Source organism: Nocardia testacea NBRC 100365, from assembly GCF_000308775.1.
Classification (GTDB): domain Bacteria; phylum Actinomycetota; class Actinomycetes; order Mycobacteriales; family Mycobacteriaceae; genus Nocardia; species Nocardia testacea.
On record NZ_BAGJ01000262.1, the window covers coordinates 1 to 22,721 of the forward strand.

The window sequence follows — 22,721 nt, forward strand, 5'->3', positions numbered from 1 at the left end:
GCCGCCGCACCGGGCGCCGGTGCGGTCGTGGGAGCCGAGGCGGGAGCCGGCGCGGAATTGCTTGCCGGAGGCGGGGTGGCGTTCGGGGGCGGCGAAACGGGCGGCGGCGCGGGCGCCGCCGGCACCGAGCCGTTCTTTCCGCCACCCCCGTTTCGACGCTCACCGGGCTTGGCCGGCTGAGCGTCTCCGCCGTCGCGTTCCTCCCCTACGACCTCGATCTCGAACGGATACGGACCGATTTCCGCGCTGGTCACCCGGCATCCCCCAATACCCGTTTGATCTGTATCTCGGCGTCCTCAGGGATCCTCAGACGAACGAACTTCCCGCTGTCCACCGTCACCAGTTCTCCCGGCCCGAGCGCGACGCCGACCCGGGTCGCACGGCGGTCGACGTACTCCCAGAACACCAGGTCACCGGGCGATGTCGCTTTCGGGTCGACCGCTTGCCCGCAGTATCCCTGGTCGCCGACCGTGGCCGGCAGGATCACGGATGTCGCGGCCGCGGTGGGGTCTCCGCAGTTCTCCGTCACGACCGCCGCCGGTGCCCGGGTCGGGGCGCACTGTCCGGTCGATCCGGCGATCGAGGCACTGTAGATCACGTCGCGTGCGTAGTCGGCCATCGTGGCGGTGCCGCCCGCTTCCGGGTAGCGCAGCGCCAGGTCGGCAGCGCACGAGACAGCGGGCCCGGTATTGACCTGCTGCCACGGCTCGTCCTGTATCGGCGCCGTCTTCATAGCCGACGCGCAGGCCAGATCTCGAGCGGTGACGTTCGGATCGTCGGGGTCGAAAGTCAACTCCGCATAGGGATTCTTCTCCGGCCGCTGCTGCCGATCGACCGATGGCGGAACCGATGCCGCGGTCGTGGTGGCGGTAGCCGCCGTCGACGCGCCTGCCTCCGGCCCCAGCGCGATATCGCACTGCAGGTTGTAATGCTTCTTACCGACCGACATCATCTCCCCCAGTGGGACCCCAACGGCTGTGAGCGCGCCACCACAGCAGCAGATCAACAGGACGGCGATCACGATGACCAGCCGTATCGGCCCCGTGTAGCCGTCGGAATCCGATCCACCCGCCATCGTCACGCCCCGGTCACCGCACCGCCTCCGGCTCTCGCCGCTCGGTCTTCGCGACGACGGTCGGCGTACTGGTGATGGCTTCGGCTCTGTCCGTACGCGCGGGGCCGAGTACCTTGCCGCGCCCGATCCGGCTCAACGCATCCCGCATGAACATCTCACCACGGCGCTCTTCGGGTACCTGCCGGCCCGCGCCCACCGGTGGTGAGGTCTCCTCTCGCAGCGCCTGGAGTAGGAACGGCGCCTCCTCCAGATCGACTCCCAGCCATTCCAGGCTGTTGCGGGCCAGTGTCTCGTCGCGCTGGCGGAAGACGAAGCGATTGGGGATCAGATTGTGCGCGGCCCCCTTGAAGTCGGTGGCGGGATCGTGCGACGCGAGTCCGATGGCGGCGAGGTGTTTACGTCCGTCACGGCTGAAATCGGAAGTCACCGCGGCACCCACCTGGGTCTGGGTGAAATGGTGCGCCTCGTCACCGACCAGCAGACCGAACCGGCCGTTGTCGGAGAGGAACGCCTCCCGGGCGGTGACCCCCACCAATTCGTACAGCGCGGTGCCCAGCCGCTTGGTGAGCGGCAACCGGTTGTACAGATGAGGGGTGGTGAGTTCCTCGGCGGTCGGTAGCGCGAGCCGGTGACTGCGGACCACCGTGGCCGCGGCGTCCAGCCGGATCGGCGCCAGACCGGGATCGAACAGTACCGGAACACGCTCCACGATGGTCCCCAGGCGGGAGGCGAGGTCGGAGTACTCCTCGAGCGATCCCGGTTCGTCACGCAGCCGGCAGACGACCCGGAACAGGTCCAGCAGGCTGGTGATCTTGTGTTCTTCGATCCCACGCGGTGACAGCAGATTGCTGATGACCGCGCCGGTACCCGAGGTCGGGGAGAGGTCCAGCAGCGGCAGTACGGAGTCCAGCGCACGTTCCCCGGCCACCCGGGGATCGAACAGACGCAGCGGGTCCAGCGATACCGTGGGGTTTGCCAGATCGATGATCACGGCATCGTCGATGGCGGAGGCGAAATGCTCCCATTCCCCCACCTGGCTTCGGTCGATGGCGAGGAACTGCCCACCCATATCGTGGACGAGAACGGCCATCAGCTTCAGGAAATACGATTTACCCGAGCCGAGTTCGCCGGTCACCGCGAATGAAGCGGACAGATCGTGCAGTGCCGCCTCCATGATGCCGAAATGGATCGGCTCGAAATGCCCGGACAGCAGATTGATACCGATCACCGGGCCACTGTCGTCACCGATCTGGCTCGTGGTGAAGGGGACGAACCCGGCCCACATATCCGAGGGCACGATATGGGCGAAGTCGTCGAATGCCCGCCGCGGGGGGCTACCCGGCACGAGCAACGACCAGAGGTCCACCTGCGCGCCCACCGGCGCGGTCATTTCCACCTGGAAACGCTTGTAGCGGCGCCGTAGGGTGTTCACCGCGTCCATGGTCTCGTCCCGAGAGGGCCCCCCGATGGCGATGACCGTGGTGAACGAGACTTCCGATTCGCCGCCGTTGACCTCGAAATGCTGGTTGTACTCGCTCAGCATCTGCGCCTTGGACATCAGAGTGTTCTGCGCGAAGGAGATCTCCTGGTCGCGCTGGTCCATCTGCTCGCCGAGCCGCCGCAGGTTGATCTCGTTGGCCTTCAGTACCTGCTCGGCGGGTTTGGTGGAGATCCGCATCCCCCAGTCGACGGTGACATCGCCGAGACCGTCGATCACGTTCAGGAATTCACTGCCCCCGGGGAACATCATGCCCGCGTACGGAAAAGAACGCGGGGTGAGCATCGCCTGATAGGAAGGACGATAACCGGTGTCCGGCTGTACCACCTTGATCACCGGCACGAAGGAGGGGCGCAGCCGGCGCTGCGAATCGGCCCGGGCGCCCTCGTCCAATGCCGCGGATTTGAACACCGCCGCGGTCGCGTCGTCCAGGGCGCCGGCCCGGGTGGGGGCCACCGGATCACCCACCGCGCCGCGGGCCAGATAGTGCTCCCACAGCCACTGGAACATCGCCGCCGGCACCGGCACCGGATCGAAGTCGCCACCGATACGGGACAGGATCTCGTTCGCTTCGTTCTCGTAGGCGTCCAGTTCGGCCCGGGAGATGGCGGTCGCATCGATCGTGGTGGTGCTCCCCCGCCACATCCGCGAGAGCGCGGAGATACCGCTGGTGTTGGCAGTACCCACCGGGATCGAGAGCAGGAAGATCCGCGTCTGCGGGGCGATGGCGCGGACCCGCTCGTAGGAGGCGAACACCTCGTCGGCGTAGTCGGCGCATTCGTCGAGGTCCACGCCTTCGACCATTTTGCTCAGCACATCGATGGTGTTCTGCCGGGCCTGGATTCCGAGCAGCAGCGATCCGTTCGGCAGATTGTTGACCAGGGAGTGATGGGCCAATTTGACGTCGAACTTATCGCTGGCCTTACGCAATCCGTAGCCGAGCGGAGTGATGAAATAGTTCGCTGTGACCAACCCGGTGTGGGTGAATTGCAGATGCCCGCGAATCGCGGCTGTGGGTTGTAGATCCCGGTTGAACCCCATCAGCGTCCCTCTCCGCTCTTCGGTCGCCCCCCGTTACCACCTATCATCGTCCGCCAATTCGAGGGCGTACCGGACGCGGCGGCTGGTTCGATCACCTCCACCGGCCGCAGGAATCGGTTCGTCCCCAGCATTTCCAGGATCTGACCGCCGCGGGCGGCGTCCCGCTTGCCACGTTCCCGCGCCGATACCGGAATGGTCGGCTCGTGCGGCAGGATCGCCACCACGGTCTCCTCGACGAACATGGTGATCCGCGCGGACTCCGGAGTGACCGGCATACCGGAGGCGAGCGCGGGTTTCGGGTAGAGGATCAGCCGGCCGAACCATACGACCCGGGACAACAGTCGCACCCCGGTGTAAGGGATCAGGCCCAGCCCGAATCCGATCACTACGGTCAGCGCCACACCGACCAGGAAGGTGATCGCCGGATTCACCGGCAGGGTCATCGCGCCGAGGCCCGTGAGAATCAACCCCACGGCCACACCCGCCACCTGCGGCAGGGTGTAGGGCCCGAACGGCAACTTCTGGCCGTTCTGGGCCTTGCCGATCATGGTGGGGACACGTTTTACCGGCGTGAAGACCTTGATCACCTGGGTCACCTATAACCGCCCACAGGGTGGTCCGGCACGATCATGTTGGCGTCACCGCGCGCGTAGTTCACCAGGGTCGGCAGCATCCAGAACAACACGGCGGCCAGGATCGCCGAACCGGCGACCCCGAGGATCTTCGCGGGGGACAGTTTGGATTTCGCGGCCTCGGAGATCATCACGCCCATCGAGACGATGGTGATCAGGATCAGGCCCGCCCAGCGGACGAAGACGAGAATTCCGTACAGGATATTGGATATGTTGCCCATGTTTTCGTCGCCTCACGTCAGTTCTGGGTGGCCCGTGGAATCTCAACGGTCGTGGTGGGTGCCCCGGTGGCGGGACCCGGTGCCGGACCGGCTTTCTCCCCCTGGTTCACGACAGCGGTGAGCGGTTCTTTCAAGGCCGGCAGCGTCTCGATGACCCGTACCTGCCACTGCCCGTCACCGCGCGTCATCGTCAGCGGATAGGCGAGCGCCGGCGCGGCGCCGGACTGCCCTTCGGGAGTCACGGTCGCCAGCACTCGCGCGGTGTCCCCGGCGGCCCCGCAGGTGGTGTCCTCGGCGGTGACGGCCACAGTGGACAGCTCGGTGAACGGCGCCGGGCGCAAGGCCGCGATCCCGGAGTCGACGCTCACATATCGCGCGACGTCTCCCGAGCCGGTGAGGTAGGCGGTGAGGAATCCGGTGACGACCTGCGCGAACGGAGTTTCCTCACCGCACGGCGCCGAATAGGCCTGGGCCAGATCGGCTCCGACACCCGGCGGCTGCACCGCGGCGGGCAGGGTGAGCGCCCGGAGGTTCCCCTCCGATATCGAGACCGGCACGCGATAATACTGCCGAGCGCTGTCGGATTGGTTGCGTCCCACATGGACCGATACGGTTACCGACCAGACCTCCACCGTCCCGGCGGACAGGGTCCGGCTGGTGTAGACGATGATCGGGTCGCGCACCTGTTGACCGGTTTTGGGTAGCGATAGCTGCTGGGACCCGCCGACGTACCGTGACAGCGCTTCCTGCTGTCCGGTCCCGGCACTCAGATAGGCGACCACGAAATCTTCGGCGAAGGACCCGGCCAGGCGGTCGTGACCGGCAATGGTGACCATGGCGTCGTCGCCGGGAGGTTCGGGGTCGGCGGCGAAGAAATCGTAGACGGCGTGGCCACCGCCCAGCACGGCGAGCACCGCGAGGACGATCACGACGATATTGTCGCGGCGCCTGCGCGCGGCCATCTGGCGAAGCAGCGCTTCGCCAGAATCTGCACGTCCGGCCACCCCAGTCCTCACTCTCGAAATGGTAGAGAGCAGCCGGGCCACCGACCGGGGATCCCTTCCCACATCTGGGGACTCGAGGGGTCGGACACGGGCCCGTGATACTCAGGACATCGCGTTGTGCCGCAACCGGCCGGCCAGCCGATATCGGAGTTGGTCGTCGTATCCGATCGGCGTTCCCGGTGCGGCCAGATCCGTCGGTTCCGGTTCCACCATGGGGATATCGTCGGCAACCCGTACGAGCTGAGCGATGGCCAGCTCTCGATTGGAGAACCCGGGGTACGGATACAGCAACAGGGAGGTCGGCGTGTAGCCGCCGGCGTAGTTGAGCGCCCGCAGCGTGACTCCGGCACTGTCGCCACCGTTCACCCGGGAGCCCAGCTCCATCAGCCGGACCCGATCGTCGGGGTGGAAGACATCGACCGGCCGGAACAGGTAGTCCCAGCGGACCCAGGGCGCGGGATCGGTCAGCCAATGGGAAATGCTGGCGTGCGCCAGCTGAACCACCGCCAGGTGGTTTCCCGCTCGCCGGTGCGCCTCCCGCAGCCCGACGCTTTCCAGGGTCGGCCAGATCGCCGGGTCGCGGTCGGAGGTGATGTCCTCTATGAGCCACCAGGCACCGCGCATGTATTCGTCGTTGCGCGCCCGCATCGTGATCCGCCACCGGGTGGCGCGGCCCGCACTACGCAGCACGGAGACCTCGAATTGCAGCTTGTCTCCGGCAACGGGCCGGTAGAGGAGATCGAGTACTTCGGCGTGCCGATCGAAGGCCGAGATCCGGTGGAAGAACTCCGCGATGGACATTCGCGGCACGTATTCCTCGGGGGCGATCCCCGAGAGGGCGGTGATTCCGCTCGGCTGCGCCAGTGTCTGACTGTCCAGGTCCCAGATCACTCCGACCGCGCCGGGCAATGGGGGGACCGGGGCGTTCTGCGGTCCGGCCCACCAGCGAACAGCATGCACCTCTCCCCCGGGCCCGAAGACCGGGCGCACGATCAGCCGATGCGGTCCCGAGCGGGTGGACACCGCTTTGTCCACCTCGACCGAGCCTTCGAGGCACGCGCGGAGAGCTTCGGTGATATCACGCGTGCTCAGCCCGTCGTACAGAGCCGGCGTGCGAGAGAGCTGCCGCTGCAGTACTCGTCGCCAGTCGGCGAACTCCCGGGCGGTATCCCCGACCGACGCGACCGAGAACCCTTCCGGCGCCAAAGTTTCGACCGTCACCCAGGGGATCACTGCGCCCTCTCATCGCGTGCGTCCTACTGTTGCGCGGTGGGTGCCTCAAACGAGACAACGGCCGCAAGAGATAATGTACCGTTGCGCAGCGGTACGTTCAATAGTGGACCTTGGGTCGGCACCTAGAGCGCGTCTCGCAACCGGATCCGTCCGCAAGCCCTATTGACCGGGCATCCCGCTCGCCCACTGGGGAATTCTACGGAAACCCTTGGCAACACGAGCGATTCGGACCGCGTAGGCAGCACCGGCACCGGCTACCGCCCGGTTCGAAACCGCGTACGGCACCCCGCCGGAGAAAGCAGCTAATCATCGGCAATCCGCCGCCACCGGCCCCGGCCGCGGCTCGGCGGTTCCGCGGCCGCCACCGCACGGACCTCGTATCGCGGTGTCCCGAACGAGCCGGTCGCGCCGAGTCCGTTTTCCGAGAAAGGTTTTCACTCACTCTGAGAGGTCAGGGCGATAACGCCCGCGCCGGCCAGCAGGCCGAGATCCTCCAGCTCGGACGCGACCGCTCGCAATCCGGTGAGGAACGGTAGCCGCGCGTGCATCGCGACGGCATTGTGCAGCGGTTTCCACAGCGCCGATCCGGGCGTGGCGATCGGCCCGCCGATCACCACCCGGTCGATATCGAGCAGAGGCGCTACCGAGGCTATCGCCCGGCCCAGCGCCGTACCGGCCCGTTCGAGCGCCTTGACCGCGGTCCGGTCGGCCGCCTGCGCGTCGGCCGCCAGAGCCTCCAGCGAATCGCCGCCCCAGCCCTGCTCACGCGCCCATTTGATCAGCGCCGCACCACCGGCCACCGATTCCAGACATCCGCGTCCCCCGCATACGCAGCGGTCGTCGTAGCCGGGCACCAGCACATGGCCGACCTGGCCGGCGTTGCCGGTACGCCCGACCACCACGAAGCCGCCGACCATGACTCCGCCGACGATCGTGTCCGAGACATACATCGCCAGCGAGTCCATGATCTCCTGCGTGGCGCCGAAATGCCGTTCGGCCAGCGCCAGGCATACTCCATCGAGGGCCATCGCGACGGTCGCGGCCGGAAACAGCTTCTGTACCGATTCCACGAGCGGAAACCCGGATTGCCATTCCCGCACCTGATCCGGCGCCACCACTCCGGAGGCCATATCGATCGGCCCGCTCGAGGCGATACCGACCGCGGTGACATCGCGCCCGGCGGCGATCTTCAGCAACAGCTCCCGAACTCGATCCCACGCCCCGACACGAGGGACCGGGATCCGTTCGACCCGGTCGGCCCCGACGTCGTCGGCGATCTCGATCGCGGCGAACCGGGTCGGACCGATCTCCAACGCCAGGATTGTCATCTACGCACCACCCGAGCTAGATCCGTGCTTGCCCCCGGAGCATAGTCAGACCGCCGCCGACTCCGTCGGCCGCAGTGGGCGACCCAGCACGATATGCCGCTTCGGGGCACCGGCGACCGCCGTGCCGTGGGTGGGACGCGGGCCGTTGCGGATTATGCGCATCGGGCGCTTGTGGTCGATGGGCACGGTCCGGTGGCGATCGAGGTTCTCGATGACATTGCCCGAGTTGTCGTAGGCGACACCCGCCCAGATCATGGCTCGCGGTGCATCGCCCCGCTCGATGAGGGTCTGCGCCAACCGGCTGCACTGCACGAACAGCGGGCACCCATAGCAGATGCGCACTGCCGAATGCCATGCTTCCGGCGTCCCGGAGTCGAGGTCCCAGCTGTCGGGCACCTCGGCGCACGGGGGCCGCTGTGCCGATTTCGCGGGCGCCGGCAGCGGCGTCGCGGGAAGCCGGGAAGAAGTGGTGGAGCGAGGTGTGACCACGCTCAAGGAACGAACTCGCGTTGTGCTCATAACCGTCTCCGGAACTGCCGAGGGCACGCCGGGGGAAACCGATCGTGTCCCGTTGGTCGGGCGGAACGTCAGGGCTGCTCAACAGTCCCCGGAAACCAGCTGGTGTCAGCTGTATCACGCACGTTAGAGCACGGAAGGCGCTTCAGGCAAGGTCTCGTGCCGTTAGGTAACGGGACGTTGACGTGTTTTTCACATCTTTTAGCCGCTGCTCAGCGGTTCGTTTGGTTACGGACCGTTTATCTACGGGCCCGATTATGGTTTCCTATAGGTATGGCTGGCGAATCCGAGTACACGATCGACGAGCTGGCGCGGGCTGCCGAAACCACCGTGCGCAGTGTCCGCGTGTACCACGAGCGTGGGCTGCTGCCCTCGCCCGACGTCCGAGGCCGGATCGGCTATTACGGCTCGGACCACCTCAACCGGTTGCAGACCATCAGCCGTCTGCTCGGCCGGGGCATGAAACTGAACGGCATCCGGGAACTCCTGGCGGCCTGGGATCGCGGTGACGGCCTCGGGGACGTACTGGGCGTCACCGACCAGACCGTCAGCACACCCGGCCGGCAGGCCCCGGCCGCGGCACAGCCCGAGCCCGAAGAGCCGGTCCACGAACTTCCCGAATACGTCCAGCAGGCATTGGCCGCCAGCGACGACCCCTTCGACGTATATCGGGTCACCAACCCGCGCTGCAGCGATCTCGCCACCCGGCTCACCGACGCCGGCCTACCCGCCGCCGCCACCTTCCATCTGGTCGAACGTATGCGCGCGGATTGCGACCGCATCGCCGACCGCTACGCCGCCGAGATCTTCTACGTACTGGCCAGCCGGGCGTACGAGCAATCCGAACGAAATCCCAAAGACCGCACCAAACTGGAGACCGATCTCGCCATCGCACGGCTGATCGTCACCCGGGCCGCGTCCGAATTGATCGATCAGGCCTTCGGGCGCCGCGCGGAACTACCGGCGCCGGATGTGGACATCTCGCTTCCCCGTGCCGGCCAGCAGAGCGCGGTGACCGACGGAAAACAGCCGTCCCGGTCGCGGATCTGAGGGGCAGATCCGCGGCACGCGGCAAAGAACGAACACTTGTCGGGGTGACAGGATTTGAACCTGCGACCACCCGCTCCCAAAGCGGGTGCGCTACCAAGCTGCGCCACACCCCGTACTCTCCCGGAGGAATCGAGCACCGGCCCGGAGCGGGTGACGGGAATCCGACCCGCACCATCAGCTCTCGGAAGACGGATCTCCAGTAGTACGGGACCTGCCCATATATCAGAAAACCGCTGGTCGAACCGACTCTCGCTCCGCCCGATCGTACCCGATCGGGCCGATGGGACCGAACCGATGTCCATACCGGCCGGGTCTCACCGTGTTCTCCGGTCCCCGGTGCCCGGGGACGTTCGAACGAGAACAAGATGCCACGGCATCCACGGCGAAGGCAAACCAGGTAGAAGCCGCGCCCGCGCACAATGGGGCAGCGGCTCCCGGACTCCCCTCGTACCGGTCGCTCCTACAGTCCGCCCCCCACTCGGTGGACGACGACTCCACCGAATCGGCCCTTGCCACCGAACCCAGCGGATCCACGCACACCCGCCCGGTCTCCAGCGGGTCCACCGGTGATCGCCACTCGGTACGGCTCGTCATCCCCGCCCACCGAGGACCCGGGATATCGGACCCCGCGAGCATGGACAGCCGGATTCGCCGTCCTCTCCGGCACCCTCGGCTGCCCACGGCCGCCACGGCAAGCGGGAACGACGGCAGATGGCGGTGGCAGCCGGTACGCCGGGTGGGCACTCGCGGCCGGCCGGTCACCGCCGAGGACAGGCCGGGACAGGCCCTGAACGGAAAGGCTCCACCATGGGCCGGACTCGGCGCGGTACGGAGCGTGCAATGAAAAAGGCCCTGATGACAGGGCCCTTTCAGTGGAGCGGGTGACGGGAATCGAACCCGCACCATCAGCTTGGAAGACGGAATTTCAGTACTATGGGACCTGCCCATATGTCGGAAAACGCCTGGTCAAGCTGACTCTCGCTCTACCTGATCGTACCTGATCATTCCGGTACGACTACACCAATGTCTACACCGGACTACACCGGCCGACATGGGTCCACGTTGTACCTTCCCCGTCCCCCTTCTCTGGGGACGTTCGAACGGAGAACAAGATGCCACGCATTCGCGGCGAAGGCAAACCATACAAGGAGCGCCGCACCAAGACGGTCGTCGATAAGAAGACCGGCGAGAAGAAGGTTGTCGAGACCTTCCTGTGGGCATGGCGGGTCGAGCTGGACCGGAAACCCAACGGCGACCGGGACTACACAGTGGTCCGGCGCAAGAACCGCAACGACCTGATCGAGGCGCGGCGCGAGCTACTGGTGAAGATCGCGACCGGCCAGCCGCTCAAACAGTCGTCGGCCACCATCGCCGCCTTCCTGGAGTACTGGCTGGAGGAGATCGCGAAGCCTCGCCTGCGGCCCCGCCCGTGGCGGAACCACGTCTCCACGGTCAACTGCAACATCGTCCCGCACATCGGGAAGGTGAAGCTCGTCGACCTGGAGCCGCAGAACGTGCGGTACATGGTCAAGCAGATCCTCGCGTCCGGGCTGTCGCTCCGTACCGCCGAGATCGCCTACAACACGCTCTCCGGTGCGCTGGAGGACGCGATGAAGGAGCCGAGCCTCGGCCTGACCCGCAACGTCGCCAAGGCGGTGCCCAAACCGGGCGCCCGGACCACAGTCGTCCAGACCACGATGGTGCAGGGCGGCGCGGTCGCCGAGCTGCCAGCCGCTGCGGGCGAACTGGAGTCCGCGGGCCCGAAGAAGCGCAAGCAGCGGTCCCGTGCTCCGCTGACCTCCGAGCAGGCGCGCGCTGTGATCCGGCACGCACTCGATACCGAGAACCCGCTGGCGGTGCGGTTCGCGTTCGCGCTGCTGACCGGCGTCCGGCAAGGCGAATGTCTGGGCCTGACCGCGGACCGGGTCGACCTCGACCGGGGCCTGGTCGATCTGTCCTGGGCGTTGCAGGCGGTGCCGTTGAAGCGGAAGAAGGGCGACCCGCTGCCCAAGGGCGACGTCTACCCGCTGGAGGCGTTCGACTCCCCCGCCGGTTTCGAGGTGAAGCCGCTGTTCCGGTCGTACTGCCTGATCCGGCCCAAGACGACGAAGTCCGTCCGGATGCTGCCGCTTCCGGATCCGCTGCTCATGCTGCTGCGCGCCCATATCCAGCAGATGAAGCCGAACCCGTACGGGCTGCTGTGGGTCACAGACCGCGGCCGCCCGTACTCGTCGAAGGCAGACACTGCGGAGTGGACGGCGGCCCTCGCAGCGGTCGGCGCCCCTGACGTAGTGCAGCACGCGGCCCGGCACACCACGGCCACCCTCCTGCTCGAGGCGAAGGTGCCGGAGGACGTCCGAATGGCGATCATGGGCCATAGCTCCGCCGCGGTACAGCGGATGTACGCGCACGCCGACCACGGAGTGAAGCGCGCCGGCCTTTCCGCTCTCGGCGGGCTGCTGGCCGAGAAGAAGCAGGAGGAGCCGCCCGAGGAGGAGCTGCCCGCGCTGGCGTCCTGATCCCGTGAGTGCGCCCCGCCCCGGAATGTCCGGGCGGGGCGCCTTGGTGTCAGTTGTAGGTGTGCAGTGGAGGCCGAGGGGGCAGGCTGCGGATCACCGTGCACCGCAGCGGCGGTGCGGCTGGGGTGGACGGCCAGATGATCCGACGGCCGATACTCATAAGGGCCTGGGCCTCGTCAGCGACAAGATGACGTACTCGCTTGGCGAGAAGAGATACTGTGACGCCGAGCTGCTGCGCGATCAGGTCCGCCTCCGCCCCGACGTGCGCAAGCGCCCAGCTCAAGTCCGGTAGTTCGATGAGTCTTCGCGCAGCCAGCCGTTGAGCCTCGACCTCGTGGCAGACGGTGTGGTCCGCTGATGCCAGGTGTGCCGGGTGTCCGAGGTCGACATGGGCGAGCATGTGCGCGCACATCGTCCGGCGCTGCGCGGGGTCGAGTGCCTCGTTGAGGAGGATGGTGCGGTCCTCGCAGATCAGCCATGCATCGCTGGCTGGTAGATCGGGGGTGACCCCGACCGTGTATCCAGTTCTGTGAAGCAGGTCCTCAAACGGGTCGTACATCCCCACCACCTTGTGCAATGTCGCCTGAATGCTGTTCAGCGCCGCCCCCTTTCGGACAAAACGGAGACCCCACCTGCTCCACAAATCTGCTTAGCGCCTCTAAGCGTTACAGACGTTTCACTGTCCCCTTTCCTGCTGCTTGAGGAACTTCACGAAGTCCCGCACTTTGTCCACCGCCTCGGGTGGCAGCCCGGTAACGTCGACCGTTTCGACGCCGAGGCCGGCAGGGATATCTCCGACGAGGTCCGGGTTGAATCCGGCGAGTTCGAGCATCTCGGCTACGTCGAGGCCGACCGTGGACGCCATACGCGCGACGGTCTCGGGAGTGGTGCGGACCACGACCTCGATGCCGCGGACGTTCTCGACGCCAAGTTCTAGTTGCCGCCATCGGGACTCGGATATGCCTGCGCGCTTGGCGGCTTGCCGCTTCGACATTTGGGCCGCCTGCCGCGCCTGTTCGATCCGCTGCCCGAAGGCCCACTGGGGTCTCATGTGCATATTGTTGCTGCGCACTGGTGCGAAGTAAAGGACCCGACCTTACCAGCACTGCGCAGTGTAGGTAGTATGCCACTCCTTTTAATTCATAGGCGTTCTAGCAGCTCAGGGTGTCCTAACGACTCTGACACGGTTCCATTATTCCTCGTTATTCCATATTGCACTGCGCACGCACTGCGCGTAGTGTCGGTGACGTCATAGCGACACCGCCCGCCGCCACGGGCGCCCGAAAGGAACCGATCAAGTGGGAATGACAGCTACCGCCGAGACACCGGCGGTCCCCCTCAACCAGCGGATGGCACTCACAGTGCAGGAAGTCGCCGATCTGACTGGCTTCGGCTATGCGTTCATCGACCGCGAGATCGCGGCCGGTCGGCTCGCAGCAGTCGCGCCGAGCGGTACCAACCGCTCCAAGCGCATCAGGCCGGCAGATGTCGACGCCTGGCTGCAAGCCTCCCCGTGGGAACCCGCCGCCTGAATCTCCCCTGAAAAGGGGTCGACCCGCATCTCTCCGCCAAGAGAACTGCGATGCGGGTCTTTGCACCCGAAAGGAACCAACCCCAGATGCAAGGCCACCATACCACCTTGGAAACCGCGTTTGCGGCCCTCGATGGCACCGTCCCGATCAGCAACCAGTTCGGAGACCGGCACTGGACCCTGACGTCCTACGACGCCAGCTATCGGGTCTCAGTTTTCCTCCCTGACGAATTCGTCGGGCTCCCCGGCGTCCAAGCAACGGACAACCGTCGCGTTGTCTGGCTGTCCGGCCTGGGCGATACCCCGCTGAAGGCCGCGAACACCGCGCTGGCTGAACTCGGCCGGGTCCTGTCGGCCCAGCCCGCCGGGGCTGCGGCATGAGCGGCCCGCAGCGGGAGCCGCTGTCCCCCAACGTCGCCCACATGGCCGCTGCCGCGATCGGAAGTTTCGTGACCGTGCTGCTGCTCGGTGTGGTGTGGCTGGTCCGGATCGGGGTGCTCGGATGACCACCGTCGAGGCACCGGCCCCCACCGCGCCAGGCGGGGCGGTGTGGTCGCGGAAGATCACCGCGTCGAAGATCCCCGGCCTGTTCAACGCCAGCAAGTACAGCTCGCCGACGAAGGAGTTCTACCTCCTGCGCGGTGAGGTACCCCGTGACGCCGAGAACGAGGCCATGCAGCGGGGCACGGATTTCGAGCCGATCATCCTGGAACGGTTTTTCCGCCGCCATCCCGAGCTGGAACGGCTCCCGGCGGGGTCGTTCTCGCGGCCCGGCCTGGAAGCGTGGGCGGCCGCTACACCGGATGCGCTGGCGCGCCACCGCAAGACCGGTGAGGTGTTCGTTGTCGAGGCGAAGACCGACGGCCGCGGGGACTACCAGTGGGGTCCGGCCGGATCGTCGGAGATCCCGCTCGGCTACTACCTGCAGGTGCAGTGGCAGATGCACATGGTCCGCGTAATGCGGGCGTATGTGGCGTGCCTGGGCCCGTTCTACGACGAGACCGACTACCTCATCAGCTACGACCGTGCGCTGGCCGACGATATCGAGGACTTCTGCCGCGAGTTCCACGCGAACGCGATGGACCCAGACGGTGAGCCGCCGGACGTCGACGGTCACCTGGAGACCTACAACGCAATCAGGAGGGCGCACCCGGAGATCGACCGGGGCGACCACGAGGACTGGCCGGTGTCGTTCGCACTGGCGCACGAGTTCGACGGCGCTCTCCAAGCCGCCGACGCGGCTGAGGAGGCGCTGAACCTGGCGAAGTCGAAGCTGCTGCGCACGATGGGCCGCGCCCGCCGCGCCGTGATCGGCCACGGCAAGAACAAGCAGGTTGTCGCGACGCGGCGGCCCACCAAAACCGGGGTCGCGCTCTACAAGATGAGCAAACCGATCGACTTCGCGGCCGCCGCCCTGCCGCCGGTCACCAAGTAACCCGACCTCCGCCAAAGGTCACCCCTGCCCGGCACCGACCGCCATCGGTGCCGGGCTCACCCGAGAGGAACCACATGTCCAAGTTGAAAACCCGCAAGCCGACCGGCGCTGTCCCGTGGCCGTTGATCCTGGTCGAGGGCGGCGAGAAGACCGGCAAGTCCTGGCAGCTCGCCGAGTTCACCGCCGACGAACGCATCGGCCGGGCATTCTGGCTCGACCTCGGCGAGGGCGCGGCCGACGAGTACGCCGCGATCCCCGGCGCCGACTACGAGGTGCTGGACCACGACGGCACCTGGAGCGACATCGTCGGCCAAGTCGCCGCGGTCCGCGAGGAAGCGGCTCGCGCCAACGCGGCCGGAGAGAAGCCGGTCACTCTGCTCATCGACTCGATGACAGCCGAGTGGGACATGCTCAAGGACTGGGCAACGGCCCGCGCGCTGGCATCCAATTACGCCAAGCGGATCCTGGCTCGCGACCCGAACGCGGAAATCAGGCCGGACAACCGGCTGTGGAACGACGCCAATAGCCGTCACGCGAGCCTCATGCGGATGCTGATGACCTTCCCCGGCATCGTCGTGATGACTGCGCGCGGTAAGGAAGTCGCCGCGATGGGTGACGACGGCAAGCCGATCCCCAACCAGAAGGATTACCGGGTCGAGGGGCAGAAGGGTCTCGCGTTCGACGCGTCCGCGTGGGTGCGGTTGTCTCGCGATGAGGCACCCCGCGTCATCGGTGCCCGCAGCGTCGCGCACGGTCTTAGGCCCGGGGTCGACAAGCCGAAGCCCGCGCCTGACTTCTCGATTGCCTGGCTCATCTTCGACGTCCTGAAGTGCGACCCGAAGACAGCGAAGGTACGGGATCTCCGCACCCTGGACAGCACTCCGGAGCACGTCGCGGACGACTCCGACGACCAGGGCGCACCAGCTGTCGCCGACCGGGCACGCGCCGCAGTTCGCGGTAACCAGCCAGCATCCGCACCGGACCCGGAAGCCGTCGCGCGTCGTGACGCGGAGCTGCGCAAACAACTCGGCGACGCGTCGACCCGTGAGGCATTGCAGCGAATTTGGCGTCTCGCGGGTGAGCTGCCCAATGATGTACGCGACGCGCTCCGGAGCGATGTGGAGGCGAAGGTCGCCACGCTGGACGTTCCCGAGAGCGACGCGGCATGATCACCATCGCCCCCGGGTCCGGTACCTGCGGCACCGACGCCGGATACCACCGCCACAAACGCCGACGCGAACCGTCGTGCCAGCTATGCCGCGATGCGCACGCCGACGCGATCCGCGACGCGCGACACGGCCGCCGCGACGGCGCGCCCGGTCAGATCCGCGTCGACGCGCTGCTGTTCGCGTCGATGTATCTGGAGACCACCCCGGCGCGTCAGGTCGACGCAGAGAACGCACTCGGCCGCAAGGCGATCGACCGGCTCGTTGCGGCACTCGATCGGCTCGCATCATGAGCCGCGCTGGTTCCCACTGGGTGTGGTGCCCGACGTGCGAGAAGCGCCGCTATATCTCGCGGCGCGATGCACGCCGCGTCGCCCGAACCCTGCCCGGCAACCACATCAGCACCTACGAGTGCGAGGAGCTCTCCGGCTGGCATATCGGCCACCTCCCCAATCGGGTCCGTTGGGGTGAGGTGACGCGCGATGAGCATTTCGCGTCGAAACGCGTCACCGGCCTGCACTACGTCGACGTCGCGTGACCGTCCCGGTAGCGGCCGACCTCGCGGCATGGGTCCTCGCGGCCCGCTGCGAGGTCGGTCGCACCATGTCGCGGCGCCGCAGCCCCTGCCCGCGACACCCTGACTGGCTCGTAACGCGCCACGACTGCGACGCGCGGCCGCCGTGGCTGTCCGACGCGTACATCTGCCGCGAACATCTCGCCGAACTCGCGTCGCTGCCGTACCCGTACGTCGCGTGCGTCACGTGCGGCCGCCGGTTCGCGACGTTCGGTCACGCAGTACCTGACATCAGGCCCATCCGATGAAGTTCGAGCGACGGCACTACGCCGACCATCCCATCCACTACGCCCAAGCCGAGGCCGGCCAGTTGCCCGCCGAGGTACTCACTCCTCGCGACCGTCGGCTACTGGTCCGCCAGCTCGTAGCCGAGGGCATGACCGATGACCAGATCGCGCAGCACACCCTGTGGACGCTCTACACCACTGCGCGCGTCCGGAGGTCGATCGGTCTCCCCCCGAACCAACCCCAGACAGGAACAGCCCCACATGCGTAAGGACTCAAGGCCGTTCATCACGATCAACGTCGACATGCCGCGCCATCCCCGGTTCGCTGGACTGTCGAAGGCACAGAAATGGGTGATCGTCGAAGCCTGGTGCCACTGCGGTGAATACCTCACTGACGGCGTCCTCGACCCCGCCACCTGGCGCGGTCTGGGCACCAAACGCGACCGCGACGCCATCCTCGGGACCGGCGTCGCGGTCGAGTTCCGTAAGGGCGAAGCGCAGCCAGATTCGAACGGATTGCGACAGGATTTTGGAAAAATTCGTTCCGAGTTCGAGTCTCAAACCGGCAGACCACTCGCAGCGGATTGCATCATTATTCCGGGCTGGGCAGACCACCAGCGCATCCGGTCCGAGGTCGACGAAATGAGGGAAAAGCGCAGTTCAGCGGGACGCAAGGGCGGACAGGCCAAAGCCCGGAACGCTACCAAACGGGGTAGCGAGAACGTAGCAAGTGCTACAGCAGATGCCTACCAAACCCGTACCAAAAACGTGCCATATACAGATACAGATACAGATACAGATACAGATACAGATACAGATACAGATACAGATACAGATACAGATACAGATACAGAAGTAACTACTGACGTAGTTACTCCCCCCAACCCCCCGCAGGGGGCGACCGCTGCGCGGCCGGTGAGCGTCGACCCGCCCGGCTTCCCGGAATTCTGGGCTGCCTACCCACGGCGAACCGACAAAGGCGGAGCACGACGCGCCTACGCGAAAGCGGTCCGCAAAGTCGACCCGGCCGTGATCGTCGCGGCTGCGCGCGGTCTCGCCGAGGATCCGAACCTGCCCGAGCCCCGATTCGTCCCGCACCCCTCAACGTGGTTGAACGGTGAGCGGTGGGAAGACGGGCCGCTGCCGTCCAGGGCCCCGTCCGCTGCCCCCGCCGACGGTCATCCTCGCCTCACACCGGGCGAGTTGAAGTACGCGAGAGCCGAAGCGCTCAAGGAGAACCCGGACCCGCGCATCCTCGCCGCCGCTGGTATCCCGATGCCGGAACCGAGGGCGACCGTGACTGCCCTCGACGAGTGGAGCCGGACAGCGCGCGAGGTCGAAGCCTCGTGAACGCGGACGAGATCATGGTGCTGCTCCAGGTCGCGCAGTCCTACGACTCCCGGAATATCGACCGGCTCATGCAGTCCGCGTGGTTGGACGCCTCGCAGCGGGCCCGCTGGGATCGGGACGCCGCGCTGGTCGCGGTCCGGGCGCACTACGCGGAGTCGACGGAGCGGATCATGCCCGGTCATGTGACTGCGCGTATCCGGGCGGCCAGGCCAGCACCGGGGTATGCGCCGAAGTATCAGCGGGAGTTGCTCCCGGCTCCTCCGGCGACGACGGAGCAGCGGGAGGAAGCAAGGCGGTTGTTCGTGCCTACGGGGCGAACACAGGGGGGTCGGAAACCGGGCCTGTCGCGCCGCTGGCGTCGTGAGGCACCGGTTCGCGGGACGGAGGGTGGTCCGGAGCCGCAGAGGGCGTTTGCGGGCGATCTGGGGGCGATAATCAAGGGCGCGAGGAAGGATGCACAGTGAGCGACGACATGTACGGCATGGACTGGGACGCACCCCCGACCGGCGACGACTACGAAGTGCTGCCAGACGGTCGGGTACCGGTCTACGTGGCCTTGACCGTCGGCGACAAGGCGTACTGCGTGACGCCGTGGCACAAGCGCCGGGACACGCTCATCCTCTCGGCCGCTGAGATGGGCAGGGACTGCGATATCCCGGCGGGTGAGGTGGTCGGCCGGGAGTTCACGGCAGCGGGAGGCCAGCATGAGCGGCTGCACGACTTCCGTCTGGTGCACGATCCGCGTCTGTAGGATGAGGCGCGGGAAGACCCCGGCGGCTACTACCCGCCGGGGCCTTCCTTCTTACTGGCCGCTGTCGAACCTGAGCACTTCCAACGTCGCCTGGAACCTCGTCAGCGCGTCGTCTGCGGCTTCCCCGCACCACACCTCGACGTGGCTCATCCTGGTCAGCACCACGGCGGTCAGCCAGTCGAGCGCGAGCTGATCAACCAGGTGGATGTGGTGGGGGTCTCCGGGCATGTCCTTGAGAACGTCCCGGGCGAGCACCACGTTCTTGCGGACTGCGTGCGGCCGCCAGTTTTCGAGTTCCAGGTCTGGTATCTCGACGGGCAGCAGCATCTCGGTGAGCAACGCCTTCCGGAGCGCGGTGTATGCGTCGTGGAGGCATTTCGAGCGGTTTTCGGTCATCCGATTGCCTTCTCTCTGTTGAGTTTTCAATGTGGTTGTCGGCCTGTTGCCGACCCCTTAAGTATGCCAAATTAGTTGGCATATGACAAGTTGAGAGGCCAAGCGATTTGGCATATCCTGGAGGCATGGACGATCTCGACAAAGCACTCGACGACCTCGCCCGCGCACAACAGCGCGTCGACGAAGTCATCCTCGACATGCTCCGCAGCGGCAAACGCGGCGTGCAGGCCGACCTCACGCGCCGCACGGGCAAGAGCCGCGAATACTTCCGCCTCCTAGCACGTGAGCACGGACTCTGACGGTTTCGCATAGCTGACCCACATGGCAGGATCGGCGCGTGATCGACTGGCTCGCACAAGATCCCGGCCCATCGCCGAGCACCCCGTGGTGGGTGAGCCTCCTGACCCTCGGCGCGCCCGTGGCTGCAATCGTCGTAGCGTGGATCGGCGGCCGGTACACGCTGCGCAGCTCCCGAAAGACGGCATACGACCGGCTTGAAGCGCTGGTCAACCTCCGCAAAGAGTGGCCCGAGACCCTCGAGGGCCTCAGCTCACTTGACAGATCGATCGCGCACGCACTATTTGAAGTTCGCCGCGTAGAAGGCGAGCTAGCACATCCGCTCTGGAGTTTGGATAGCGAATGGGATGTGTATCGAACCTACGTCGAGCGGGTCGACCGGCTACGTCAAGACGCCGTGGTCGGCGGTCTCATAATCGTGCTGCCTCTCGGCCTAGCGAGCAACATCTACGTCTGGCGGCGGATGCTTAAACTGCCTAACGGTACGGAGGTTCCTGGCGACATATGGATCGTCATAACGGCAATGGCTGCGATCACTGCAGCTATTTTGGGCGCCATGCTTTTTTCATATGCACGGAACCTGCGAAAACTCCACGACGAAATACACGCCGAGCGCTTGCGATACGACAGCGCGGGGGGTGCCTAGCCTGGGGAAGCTGGCGAAGCACCCCGACCACGCGGAGAACGCTACCGAGGAGCCCCGACAAGCCGACCCGGACCAGCCCGCTACGGTTCCGGTTTCCGGCCGACCCCAACCAGAATGAGCCCCTACGCGATCGACGGTGCCCTACTGGCCTGACCCGGAAACGCTGCGCGGTGCCGGTTGGGCTGCAACGATTTCCATGTGATTGCAGCTCTCGCCCAGCAGCCGCAGACGACCAACGTCGCCTGGTGGGTACCCTTCCTGATTCCGCTTGGTGCCCTGCTCGCCGCGATCGTGACCGGCTCCATGACATGGCAATCGAATAGGAAGAAGCCTCATGAAAAACTCCAGCACCTCGTCGAGGTTCTGAATGACTGGCCGAAGGTCGGCGATGAAGACCTCCCCGGCAAGAACACCGTACAGATAGCGATTGCGCTCACACTCGGCGAGATGCGCCGGAAAGACAAGCTCAAGGTGTTAGACACGCCGCGAGAATGGGCGACCTTGACTGAACCAGAACATGTCGACTTCTATGAGCACCTCGTCGACCTTGAGGTTGCACGCCGCGCCAAGGGGTCGATGTTGGCTGAGTTCGCCTTCAACGCGGTGCTGCTGGCTGGAGGCACGGGCGCCATCATGTTCTTGATGTGGTCCAACTCCGCATTGCAGTGGGTGCGTGAGCATCCAGTCCCCGCCGCCGCCGCGCTCACCGTACTGATTGTCGCTTTATCAGCATGGAGGACCGCCCTCTTCGATTCTGCCTGGATCCCCAAGAGGTTGAAGGAGGAAATGCGAGAGCGAGGGCGGCAATGGATCTTGGAGAAGTCTCCTTGGCGAGACGATTTCGACTCGGAAGGCCGATACCGTCCAGGCCATGAGAAGTCCGGGCAAACGCACGATCGCGGGGAGGGCGGCGGCGAGTAGCCGACAGGCCGATCTCGACCCAGACGACCCGGCTACGGCTTCCGAGCCACCCCCGCCAGCACTAGACTCTCAGCCGTAGTCGGAAACTTCCGCGCCGGACCGCTCGGCCACCACTCCCCCGGCGTGACCAGGCCGGGGTCGAGCAGCTCCAAGCCGTCGAAGAGGGCGGAGATCTCCTCGCGGCTTCGGAACCAGCCCGACCCCATCAGGTCGAGATATAGATCCTGGCACCTGGCGGCCGCCTGAGCCAATGGTGACTCGCCGCCCGGGTTCCACTGATGCGTGAGCACGAAGTACGAACCGGCCGGGACCGCGTCGACCCAGCCGCGCACCACGGCGGCCGGATCGGTCTCGTCGTCGACGTGGTGCAGGACGCCGCACAGCAGCACACCGACAGGCTTCTCCAGTTCGAGGTAGGTCGCGGCCTCCGACCCCGCCAGACCCGGGGTGAGCAGATCGCCTTGCACGTAGTGGGATTGGTCGGTGGTCTCCAGTAGCACCCGACCGTGGGCGAGGCACACCGGATCGTGGTCGACGTAGACGACTGTCGGGCGGTCCGCGTCCGGCAACGTGTGCATGTACGCGGTCGCCTGATGTGTATTGACGTCGGAGGGGGCCGGGAGCGGGAGGCCGGCACCGATATCGAGGAACTGCCGCACCCCCGCGAGCTCGATCAGATACCGGAGGGCGCGCTGCTGGAACTGCCTGGATGCCCACGCGGCCGCGGTCTGGCTCGGCGCGACGCGGTCGAGCTGCTCGCCGACATTCCGATCATGGGCGTAGTTGTCCTTCCCGCCGAGCATCCAGTTGCAAACCCGCGCCATGCTCGGCCGGGTGGTATCCACCCCAACCGGTGCGTGCACTCCCCCTGGTCGGGCGGTTTCAATATCGGTCATGTCGTCACCGCTCCGACGAACCGGACCGCGTCGGTGTAGCGGTCGCAGCGGTGGCGGGCATGGATCGCCATCAACTGTTGCGCATGCGCGTGCCCACGGATCGGCACGGTGCTGCGGCAGTGCGACGACGGGTAGTCGTCGGGTAATGCCCGTAACCCCCGGGCGACCCGTTCCAGTAGCGAGCGGTCGCGGGCGCGGCTGCTGTGCCAGTAGCGCAGCGCGGCGGCCATCGCCCGGTTTCTCGGGGGCCGCGTCGGCAGCGGCGGGAGGGTCTCGCCCATGGGTTCACCTCACGGGTTCAGGGGTTGGTTCGGAGGCCACCCGGGGACCGGCGACAGTGGCACGAGGCGGTGCCGGGTGGCTGTCTCCGACGCTATGGGCGGAACCTCAGCCGACACCATGACTTTGCGGCAC

The 22,721-nt window shown here is 66.3% G+C and carries 30 protein-coding genes and 1 tRNA gene; 17 read left to right on the top strand and 14 right to left on the bottom strand.

What is annotated here, in order from left to right; all coding sequences use genetic code 11:
• Positions 1 to 180 (top strand): hypothetical protein (locus tag ON38_RS37185; RefSeq protein WP_039828076.1); only part of this gene is annotated, 180 nt, incomplete at its 5' end.
• Positions 181 to 250: 70 nt separating this feature from the next.
• Here the strand turns inward: ON38_RS37185 and ON38_RS28100 are convergent.
• The 8 genes from ON38_RS28100 to ON38_RS34445 all read right to left on the bottom strand — a co-directional run bounded on the left by ON38_RS28100 (position 251) and on the right by ON38_RS34445 (position 8,551).
• Entirely contained in the window at positions 251 to 1,075 is an 825-nt protein-coding gene (locus ON38_RS28100) for an NlpC/P60 family protein (RefSeq protein ID WP_039828078.1), read from the bottom strand.
• Positions 1,076 to 1,088: 13 nt separating this feature from the next.
• The gene (locus ON38_RS28105; RefSeq protein WP_039828080.1) at positions 1,089 to 3,614 is read right to left on the bottom strand and encodes an ATP-binding protein; all 2,526 of its coding nucleotides are present in this window, start codon (positions 3,612 to 3,614) and stop codon (positions 1,089 to 1,091) included.
• Positions 3,614 to 4,201 carry a hypothetical protein gene (locus tag ON38_RS36890; protein WP_174372469.1) on the bottom strand — a complete coding sequence of 196 codons (588 nt, stop codon included), beginning with the start codon at positions 4,199 to 4,201 and terminating at the stop codon, positions 3,614 to 3,616. The genes ON38_RS28105 and ON38_RS36890 overlap by 1 nt, the downstream gene beginning before the upstream one ends.
• 5 nt (positions 4,202 to 4,206) lie before the next feature.
• Positions 4,207 to 4,467: a hypothetical protein gene (locus ON38_RS28115; RefSeq protein ID WP_030525365.1), complete on the bottom strand. Its 261-nt coding sequence runs from the start codon at positions 4,465 to 4,467 to the stop codon at positions 4,207 to 4,209.
• 17 nt (positions 4,468 to 4,484) lie between these two features.
• Complete coding sequence (locus ON38_RS28120; protein WP_039828082.1) at positions 4,485 to 5,429, bottom strand: conjugal transfer protein; 945 nt, start codon at positions 5,427 to 5,429, stop codon at positions 4,485 to 4,487.
• A gap of 144 nt (positions 5,430 to 5,573) precedes the next feature.
• Complete coding sequence (locus ON38_RS28125) at positions 5,574 to 6,692, bottom strand: GAF domain-containing protein (protein ID WP_039828132.1); 1,119 nt, start codon at positions 6,690 to 6,692, stop codon at positions 5,574 to 5,576.
• A gap of 446 nt (positions 6,693 to 7,138) precedes the next feature.
• A complete protein-coding gene (locus tag ON38_RS28130) occupies positions 7,139 to 8,032 on the bottom strand; it encodes an ROK family protein (protein ID WP_039828083.1) in 894 nt (297 codons plus the stop codon).
• 45 nt (positions 8,033 to 8,077) lie between these two features.
• The gene (locus ON38_RS34445; protein WP_157181948.1) at positions 8,078 to 8,551 is read right to left on the bottom strand and encodes a hypothetical protein; all 474 of its coding nucleotides are present in this window, start codon (positions 8,549 to 8,551) and stop codon (positions 8,078 to 8,080) included.
• A gap of 270 nt (positions 8,552 to 8,821) precedes the next feature.
• Between ON38_RS34445 and ON38_RS28140 the strand changes: the two genes are divergently transcribed.
• Positions 8,822 to 9,598 (top strand): MerR family transcriptional regulator, encoded by a 777-nt coding sequence (locus ON38_RS28140; protein WP_083873161.1) that lies wholly within the window; start codon positions 8,822 to 8,824, stop codon positions 9,596 to 9,598.
• 39 nt (positions 9,599 to 9,637) lie between these two features.
• On the opposite strand, the gene ON38_RS28145 is transcribed toward ON38_RS28140, so the two are convergent.
• Positions 9,638 to 9,711, bottom strand: a tRNA-Pro gene (locus tag ON38_RS28145).
• A 999-nt stretch (positions 9,712 to 10,710) separates the two neighbouring features.
• Here ON38_RS28145 and ON38_RS28150 point away from each other — a divergent pair.
• Positions 10,711 to 12,117 carry a site-specific integrase gene (locus ON38_RS28150; protein WP_039828084.1) on the top strand — a complete coding sequence of 469 codons (1,407 nt, stop codon included), beginning with the start codon at positions 10,711 to 10,713 and terminating at the stop codon, positions 12,115 to 12,117.
• Between the two features lie 49 nt (positions 12,118 to 12,166).
• Here ON38_RS28150 and ON38_RS28155 read toward each other — a convergent pair whose 3' ends face one another.
• Both ON38_RS28155 and ON38_RS37190 read right to left on the bottom strand, forming a co-directional pair.
• Positions 12,167 to 12,676 (bottom strand): ImmA/IrrE family metallo-endopeptidase, encoded by a 510-nt coding sequence (locus ON38_RS28155; protein ID WP_157181949.1) that lies wholly within the window; start codon positions 12,674 to 12,676, stop codon positions 12,167 to 12,169.
• Positions 12,677 to 12,793: 117 nt separating this feature from the next.
• Positions 12,794 to 13,189 (bottom strand): helix-turn-helix domain-containing protein, encoded by a 396-nt coding sequence (locus ON38_RS37190; protein WP_218000850.1) that lies wholly within the window; start codon positions 13,187 to 13,189, stop codon positions 12,794 to 12,796.
• Between the two features lie 232 nt (positions 13,190 to 13,421).
• On the opposite strand from ON38_RS37190, the gene ON38_RS28165 reads away from it, so the two are divergent.
• The 11 genes from ON38_RS28165 (at position 13,422) to ON38_RS28215 (ending at position 19,151) form a co-directional block, all read left to right on the top strand.
• Positions 13,422 to 13,649 carry a helix-turn-helix domain-containing protein gene (locus ON38_RS28165; protein WP_039828086.1) on the top strand — a complete coding sequence of 76 codons (228 nt, stop codon included), beginning with the start codon at positions 13,422 to 13,424 and terminating at the stop codon, positions 13,647 to 13,649.
• Between the two features lie 86 nt (positions 13,650 to 13,735).
• Entirely contained in the window at positions 13,736 to 14,029 is a 294-nt protein-coding gene (locus ON38_RS28170; RefSeq protein WP_039828087.1) for a hypothetical protein, read from the top strand.
• Positions 14,026 to 14,154 (top strand): hypothetical protein, encoded by a 129-nt coding sequence (locus ON38_RS37975; RefSeq protein ID WP_281004641.1) that lies wholly within the window; start codon positions 14,026 to 14,028, stop codon positions 14,152 to 14,154. Before ON38_RS28170 ends, ON38_RS37975 begins: the two co-directional genes overlap by 4 nt.
• Positions 14,151 to 15,083, top strand: coding sequence for a YqaJ viral recombinase family protein (locus tag ON38_RS28175; RefSeq protein WP_039828088.1), 933 nt, complete (start codon positions 14,151 to 14,153; stop codon positions 15,081 to 15,083). The genes ON38_RS37975 and ON38_RS28175 overlap by 4 nt, the downstream gene beginning before the upstream one ends.
• Positions 15,084 to 15,157: 74 nt before the next feature.
• Entirely contained in the window at positions 15,158 to 16,252 is a 1,095-nt protein-coding gene (locus ON38_RS28180; protein WP_051165341.1) for an AAA family ATPase, read from the top strand.
• The gene (locus ON38_RS28185; RefSeq protein WP_039828089.1) at positions 16,249 to 16,542 is read left to right on the top strand and encodes a hypothetical protein; all 294 of its coding nucleotides are present in this window, start codon (positions 16,249 to 16,251) and stop codon (positions 16,540 to 16,542) included. Before ON38_RS28180 ends, ON38_RS28185 begins: the two co-directional genes overlap by 4 nt.
• Positions 16,539 to 16,787 carry a hypothetical protein gene (locus tag ON38_RS28190; protein WP_039828090.1) on the top strand — a complete coding sequence of 83 codons (249 nt, stop codon included), beginning with the start codon at positions 16,539 to 16,541 and terminating at the stop codon, positions 16,785 to 16,787. The genes ON38_RS28185 and ON38_RS28190 overlap by 4 nt, the downstream gene beginning before the upstream one ends.
• A gap of 280 nt (positions 16,788 to 17,067) precedes the next feature.
• Positions 17,068 to 17,319 (top strand): hypothetical protein, encoded by a 252-nt coding sequence (locus tag ON38_RS28200; RefSeq protein ID WP_039828092.1) that lies wholly within the window; start codon positions 17,068 to 17,070, stop codon positions 17,317 to 17,319.
• Positions 17,312 to 18,400, top strand: coding sequence for an LvrA C-terminal domain-related protein (locus ON38_RS36960; protein WP_083873163.1), 1,089 nt, complete (start codon positions 17,312 to 17,314; stop codon positions 18,398 to 18,400). Before ON38_RS28200 ends, ON38_RS36960 begins: the two co-directional genes overlap by 8 nt.
• Positions 18,397 to 18,864 (top strand): hypothetical protein, encoded by a 468-nt coding sequence (locus ON38_RS28210; protein ID WP_039828094.1) that lies wholly within the window; start codon positions 18,397 to 18,399, stop codon positions 18,862 to 18,864. The genes ON38_RS36960 and ON38_RS28210 overlap by 4 nt, the downstream gene beginning before the upstream one ends.
• Entirely contained in the window at positions 18,861 to 19,151 is a 291-nt protein-coding gene (locus tag ON38_RS28215) for a hypothetical protein (protein WP_039828095.1), read from the top strand. The genes ON38_RS28210 and ON38_RS28215 overlap by 4 nt, the downstream gene beginning before the upstream one ends.
• A gap of 51 nt (positions 19,152 to 19,202) precedes the next feature.
• Here the strand turns inward: ON38_RS28215 and ON38_RS28220 are convergent, their stop codons facing one another.
• Positions 19,203 to 19,547, bottom strand: a complete 345-nt coding sequence (locus tag ON38_RS28220; protein WP_039828097.1) for a hypothetical protein — start codon at positions 19,545 to 19,547, stop codon at positions 19,203 to 19,205.
• Between the two features lie 125 nt (positions 19,548 to 19,672).
• Between ON38_RS28220 and ON38_RS36395 the strand changes: the two genes are divergently transcribed.
• The 3 genes from ON38_RS36395 (at position 19,673) to ON38_RS28230 (ending at position 21,411) form a co-directional block, all read left to right on the top strand.
• Complete coding sequence (locus tag ON38_RS36395; protein ID WP_157181951.1) at positions 19,673 to 19,846, top strand: hypothetical protein; 174 nt, start codon at positions 19,673 to 19,675, stop codon at positions 19,844 to 19,846.
• A gap of 38 nt (positions 19,847 to 19,884) precedes the next feature.
• Positions 19,885 to 20,490 carry a hypothetical protein gene (locus ON38_RS28225; protein ID WP_039828098.1) on the top strand — a complete coding sequence of 202 codons (606 nt, stop codon included), beginning with the start codon at positions 19,885 to 19,887 and terminating at the stop codon, positions 20,488 to 20,490.
• Between the two features lie 198 nt (positions 20,491 to 20,688).
• A complete protein-coding gene (locus tag ON38_RS28230) occupies positions 20,689 to 21,411 on the top strand; it encodes a hypothetical protein (protein ID WP_039828099.1) in 723 nt (240 codons plus the stop codon).
• Between the two features lie 32 nt (positions 21,412 to 21,443).
• Here the strand turns inward: ON38_RS28230 and ON38_RS28235 are convergent, their stop codons facing one another.
• Both ON38_RS28235 and ON38_RS28240 read right to left on the bottom strand, forming a co-directional pair.
• Positions 21,444 to 22,307 carry an SAM-dependent methyltransferase gene (locus ON38_RS28235; RefSeq protein ID WP_083873164.1) on the bottom strand — a complete coding sequence of 288 codons (864 nt, stop codon included), beginning with the start codon at positions 22,305 to 22,307 and terminating at the stop codon, positions 21,444 to 21,446.
• The gene (locus ON38_RS28240) at positions 22,304 to 22,588 is read right to left on the bottom strand and encodes a hypothetical protein (RefSeq protein ID WP_039828101.1); all 285 of its coding nucleotides are present in this window, start codon (positions 22,586 to 22,588) and stop codon (positions 22,304 to 22,306) included. The genes ON38_RS28235 and ON38_RS28240 overlap by 4 nt, the downstream gene beginning before the upstream one ends.
• Between the last annotated feature and the right edge of the window lie 133 nt (positions 22,589 to 22,721).

What these genes read in the sequence shown, in the direction of transcription:
- ON38_RS28100 (WP_039828078.1), bottom strand. Translation starts at nt 1,075, where the DNA reads ATGGCGGGTGGATCGGATTCCGACGGCTACACGGGGCCGATACGGCTG.
- ON38_RS28105 (WP_039828080.1), bottom strand. Translation starts at nt 3,614, where the DNA reads ATGGGGTTCAACCGGGATCTACAACCCACAGCCGCGATTCGCGGGCAT.
- ON38_RS28115 (WP_030525365.1), bottom strand. Translation starts at nt 4,467, where the DNA reads ATGGGCAACATATCCAATATCCTGTACGGAATTCTCGTCTTCGTCCGC.
- ON38_RS28120 (WP_039828082.1), bottom strand. Translation starts at nt 5,429, where the DNA reads ATGGCCGCGCGCAGGCGCCGCGACAATATCGTCGTGATCGTCCTCGCG.
- ON38_RS28130 (WP_039828083.1), bottom strand. Translation starts at nt 8,032, where the DNA reads ATGACAATCCTGGCGTTGGAGATCGGTCCGACCCGGTTCGCCGCGATC.
- ON38_RS34445 (WP_157181948.1), bottom strand. Translation starts at nt 8,551, where the DNA reads ATGAGCACAACGCGAGTTCGTTCCTTGAGCGTGGTCACACCTCGCTCC.
- ON38_RS28140 (WP_083873161.1), top strand. Translation starts at nt 8,822, where the DNA reads ATGGCTGGCGAATCCGAGTACACGATCGACGAGCTGGCGCGGGCTGCC.
- ON38_RS28150 (WP_039828084.1), top strand. Translation starts at nt 10,711, where the DNA reads ATGCCACGCATTCGCGGCGAAGGCAAACCATACAAGGAGCGCCGCACC.
- ON38_RS28155 (WP_157181949.1), bottom strand. Translation starts at nt 12,676, where the DNA reads ATGTACGACCCGTTTGAGGACCTGCTTCACAGAACTGGATACACGGTC.
- ON38_RS28165 (WP_039828086.1), top strand. Translation starts at nt 13,422, where the DNA reads ATGACAGCTACCGCCGAGACACCGGCGGTCCCCCTCAACCAGCGGATG.
- ON38_RS28170 (WP_039828087.1), top strand. Translation starts at nt 13,736, where the DNA reads ATGCAAGGCCACCATACCACCTTGGAAACCGCGTTTGCGGCCCTCGAT.
- ON38_RS37975 (WP_281004641.1), top strand. Translation starts at nt 14,026, where the DNA reads ATGAGCGGCCCGCAGCGGGAGCCGCTGTCCCCCAACGTCGCCCACATG.
- ON38_RS28175 (WP_039828088.1), top strand. Translation starts at nt 14,151, where the DNA reads ATGACCACCGTCGAGGCACCGGCCCCCACCGCGCCAGGCGGGGCGGTG.
- ON38_RS28180 (WP_051165341.1), top strand. Translation starts at nt 15,158, where the DNA reads ATGTCCAAGTTGAAAACCCGCAAGCCGACCGGCGCTGTCCCGTGGCCG.
- ON38_RS28185 (WP_039828089.1), top strand. Translation starts at nt 16,249, where the DNA reads ATGATCACCATCGCCCCCGGGTCCGGTACCTGCGGCACCGACGCCGGA.
- ON38_RS28190 (WP_039828090.1), top strand. Translation starts at nt 16,539, where the DNA reads ATGAGCCGCGCTGGTTCCCACTGGGTGTGGTGCCCGACGTGCGAGAAG.
- ON38_RS28200 (WP_039828092.1), top strand. Translation starts at nt 17,068, where the DNA reads ATGAAGTTCGAGCGACGGCACTACGCCGACCATCCCATCCACTACGCC.
- ON38_RS36960 (WP_083873163.1), top strand. Translation starts at nt 17,312, where the DNA reads ATGCGTAAGGACTCAAGGCCGTTCATCACGATCAACGTCGACATGCCG.
- ON38_RS28220 (WP_039828097.1), bottom strand. Translation starts at nt 19,547, where the DNA reads ATGACCGAAAACCGCTCGAAATGCCTCCACGACGCATACACCGCGCTC.
- ON38_RS36395 (WP_157181951.1), top strand. Translation starts at nt 19,673, where the DNA reads ATGGACGATCTCGACAAAGCACTCGACGACCTCGCCCGCGCACAACAG.
- ON38_RS28235 (WP_083873164.1), bottom strand. Translation starts at nt 22,307, where the DNA reads ATGACCGATATTGAAACCGCCCGACCAGGGGGAGTGCACGCACCGGTT.
- ON38_RS28240 (WP_039828101.1), bottom strand. Translation starts at nt 22,588, where the DNA reads ATGGGCGAGACCCTCCCGCCGCTGCCGACGCGGCCCCCGAGAAACCGG.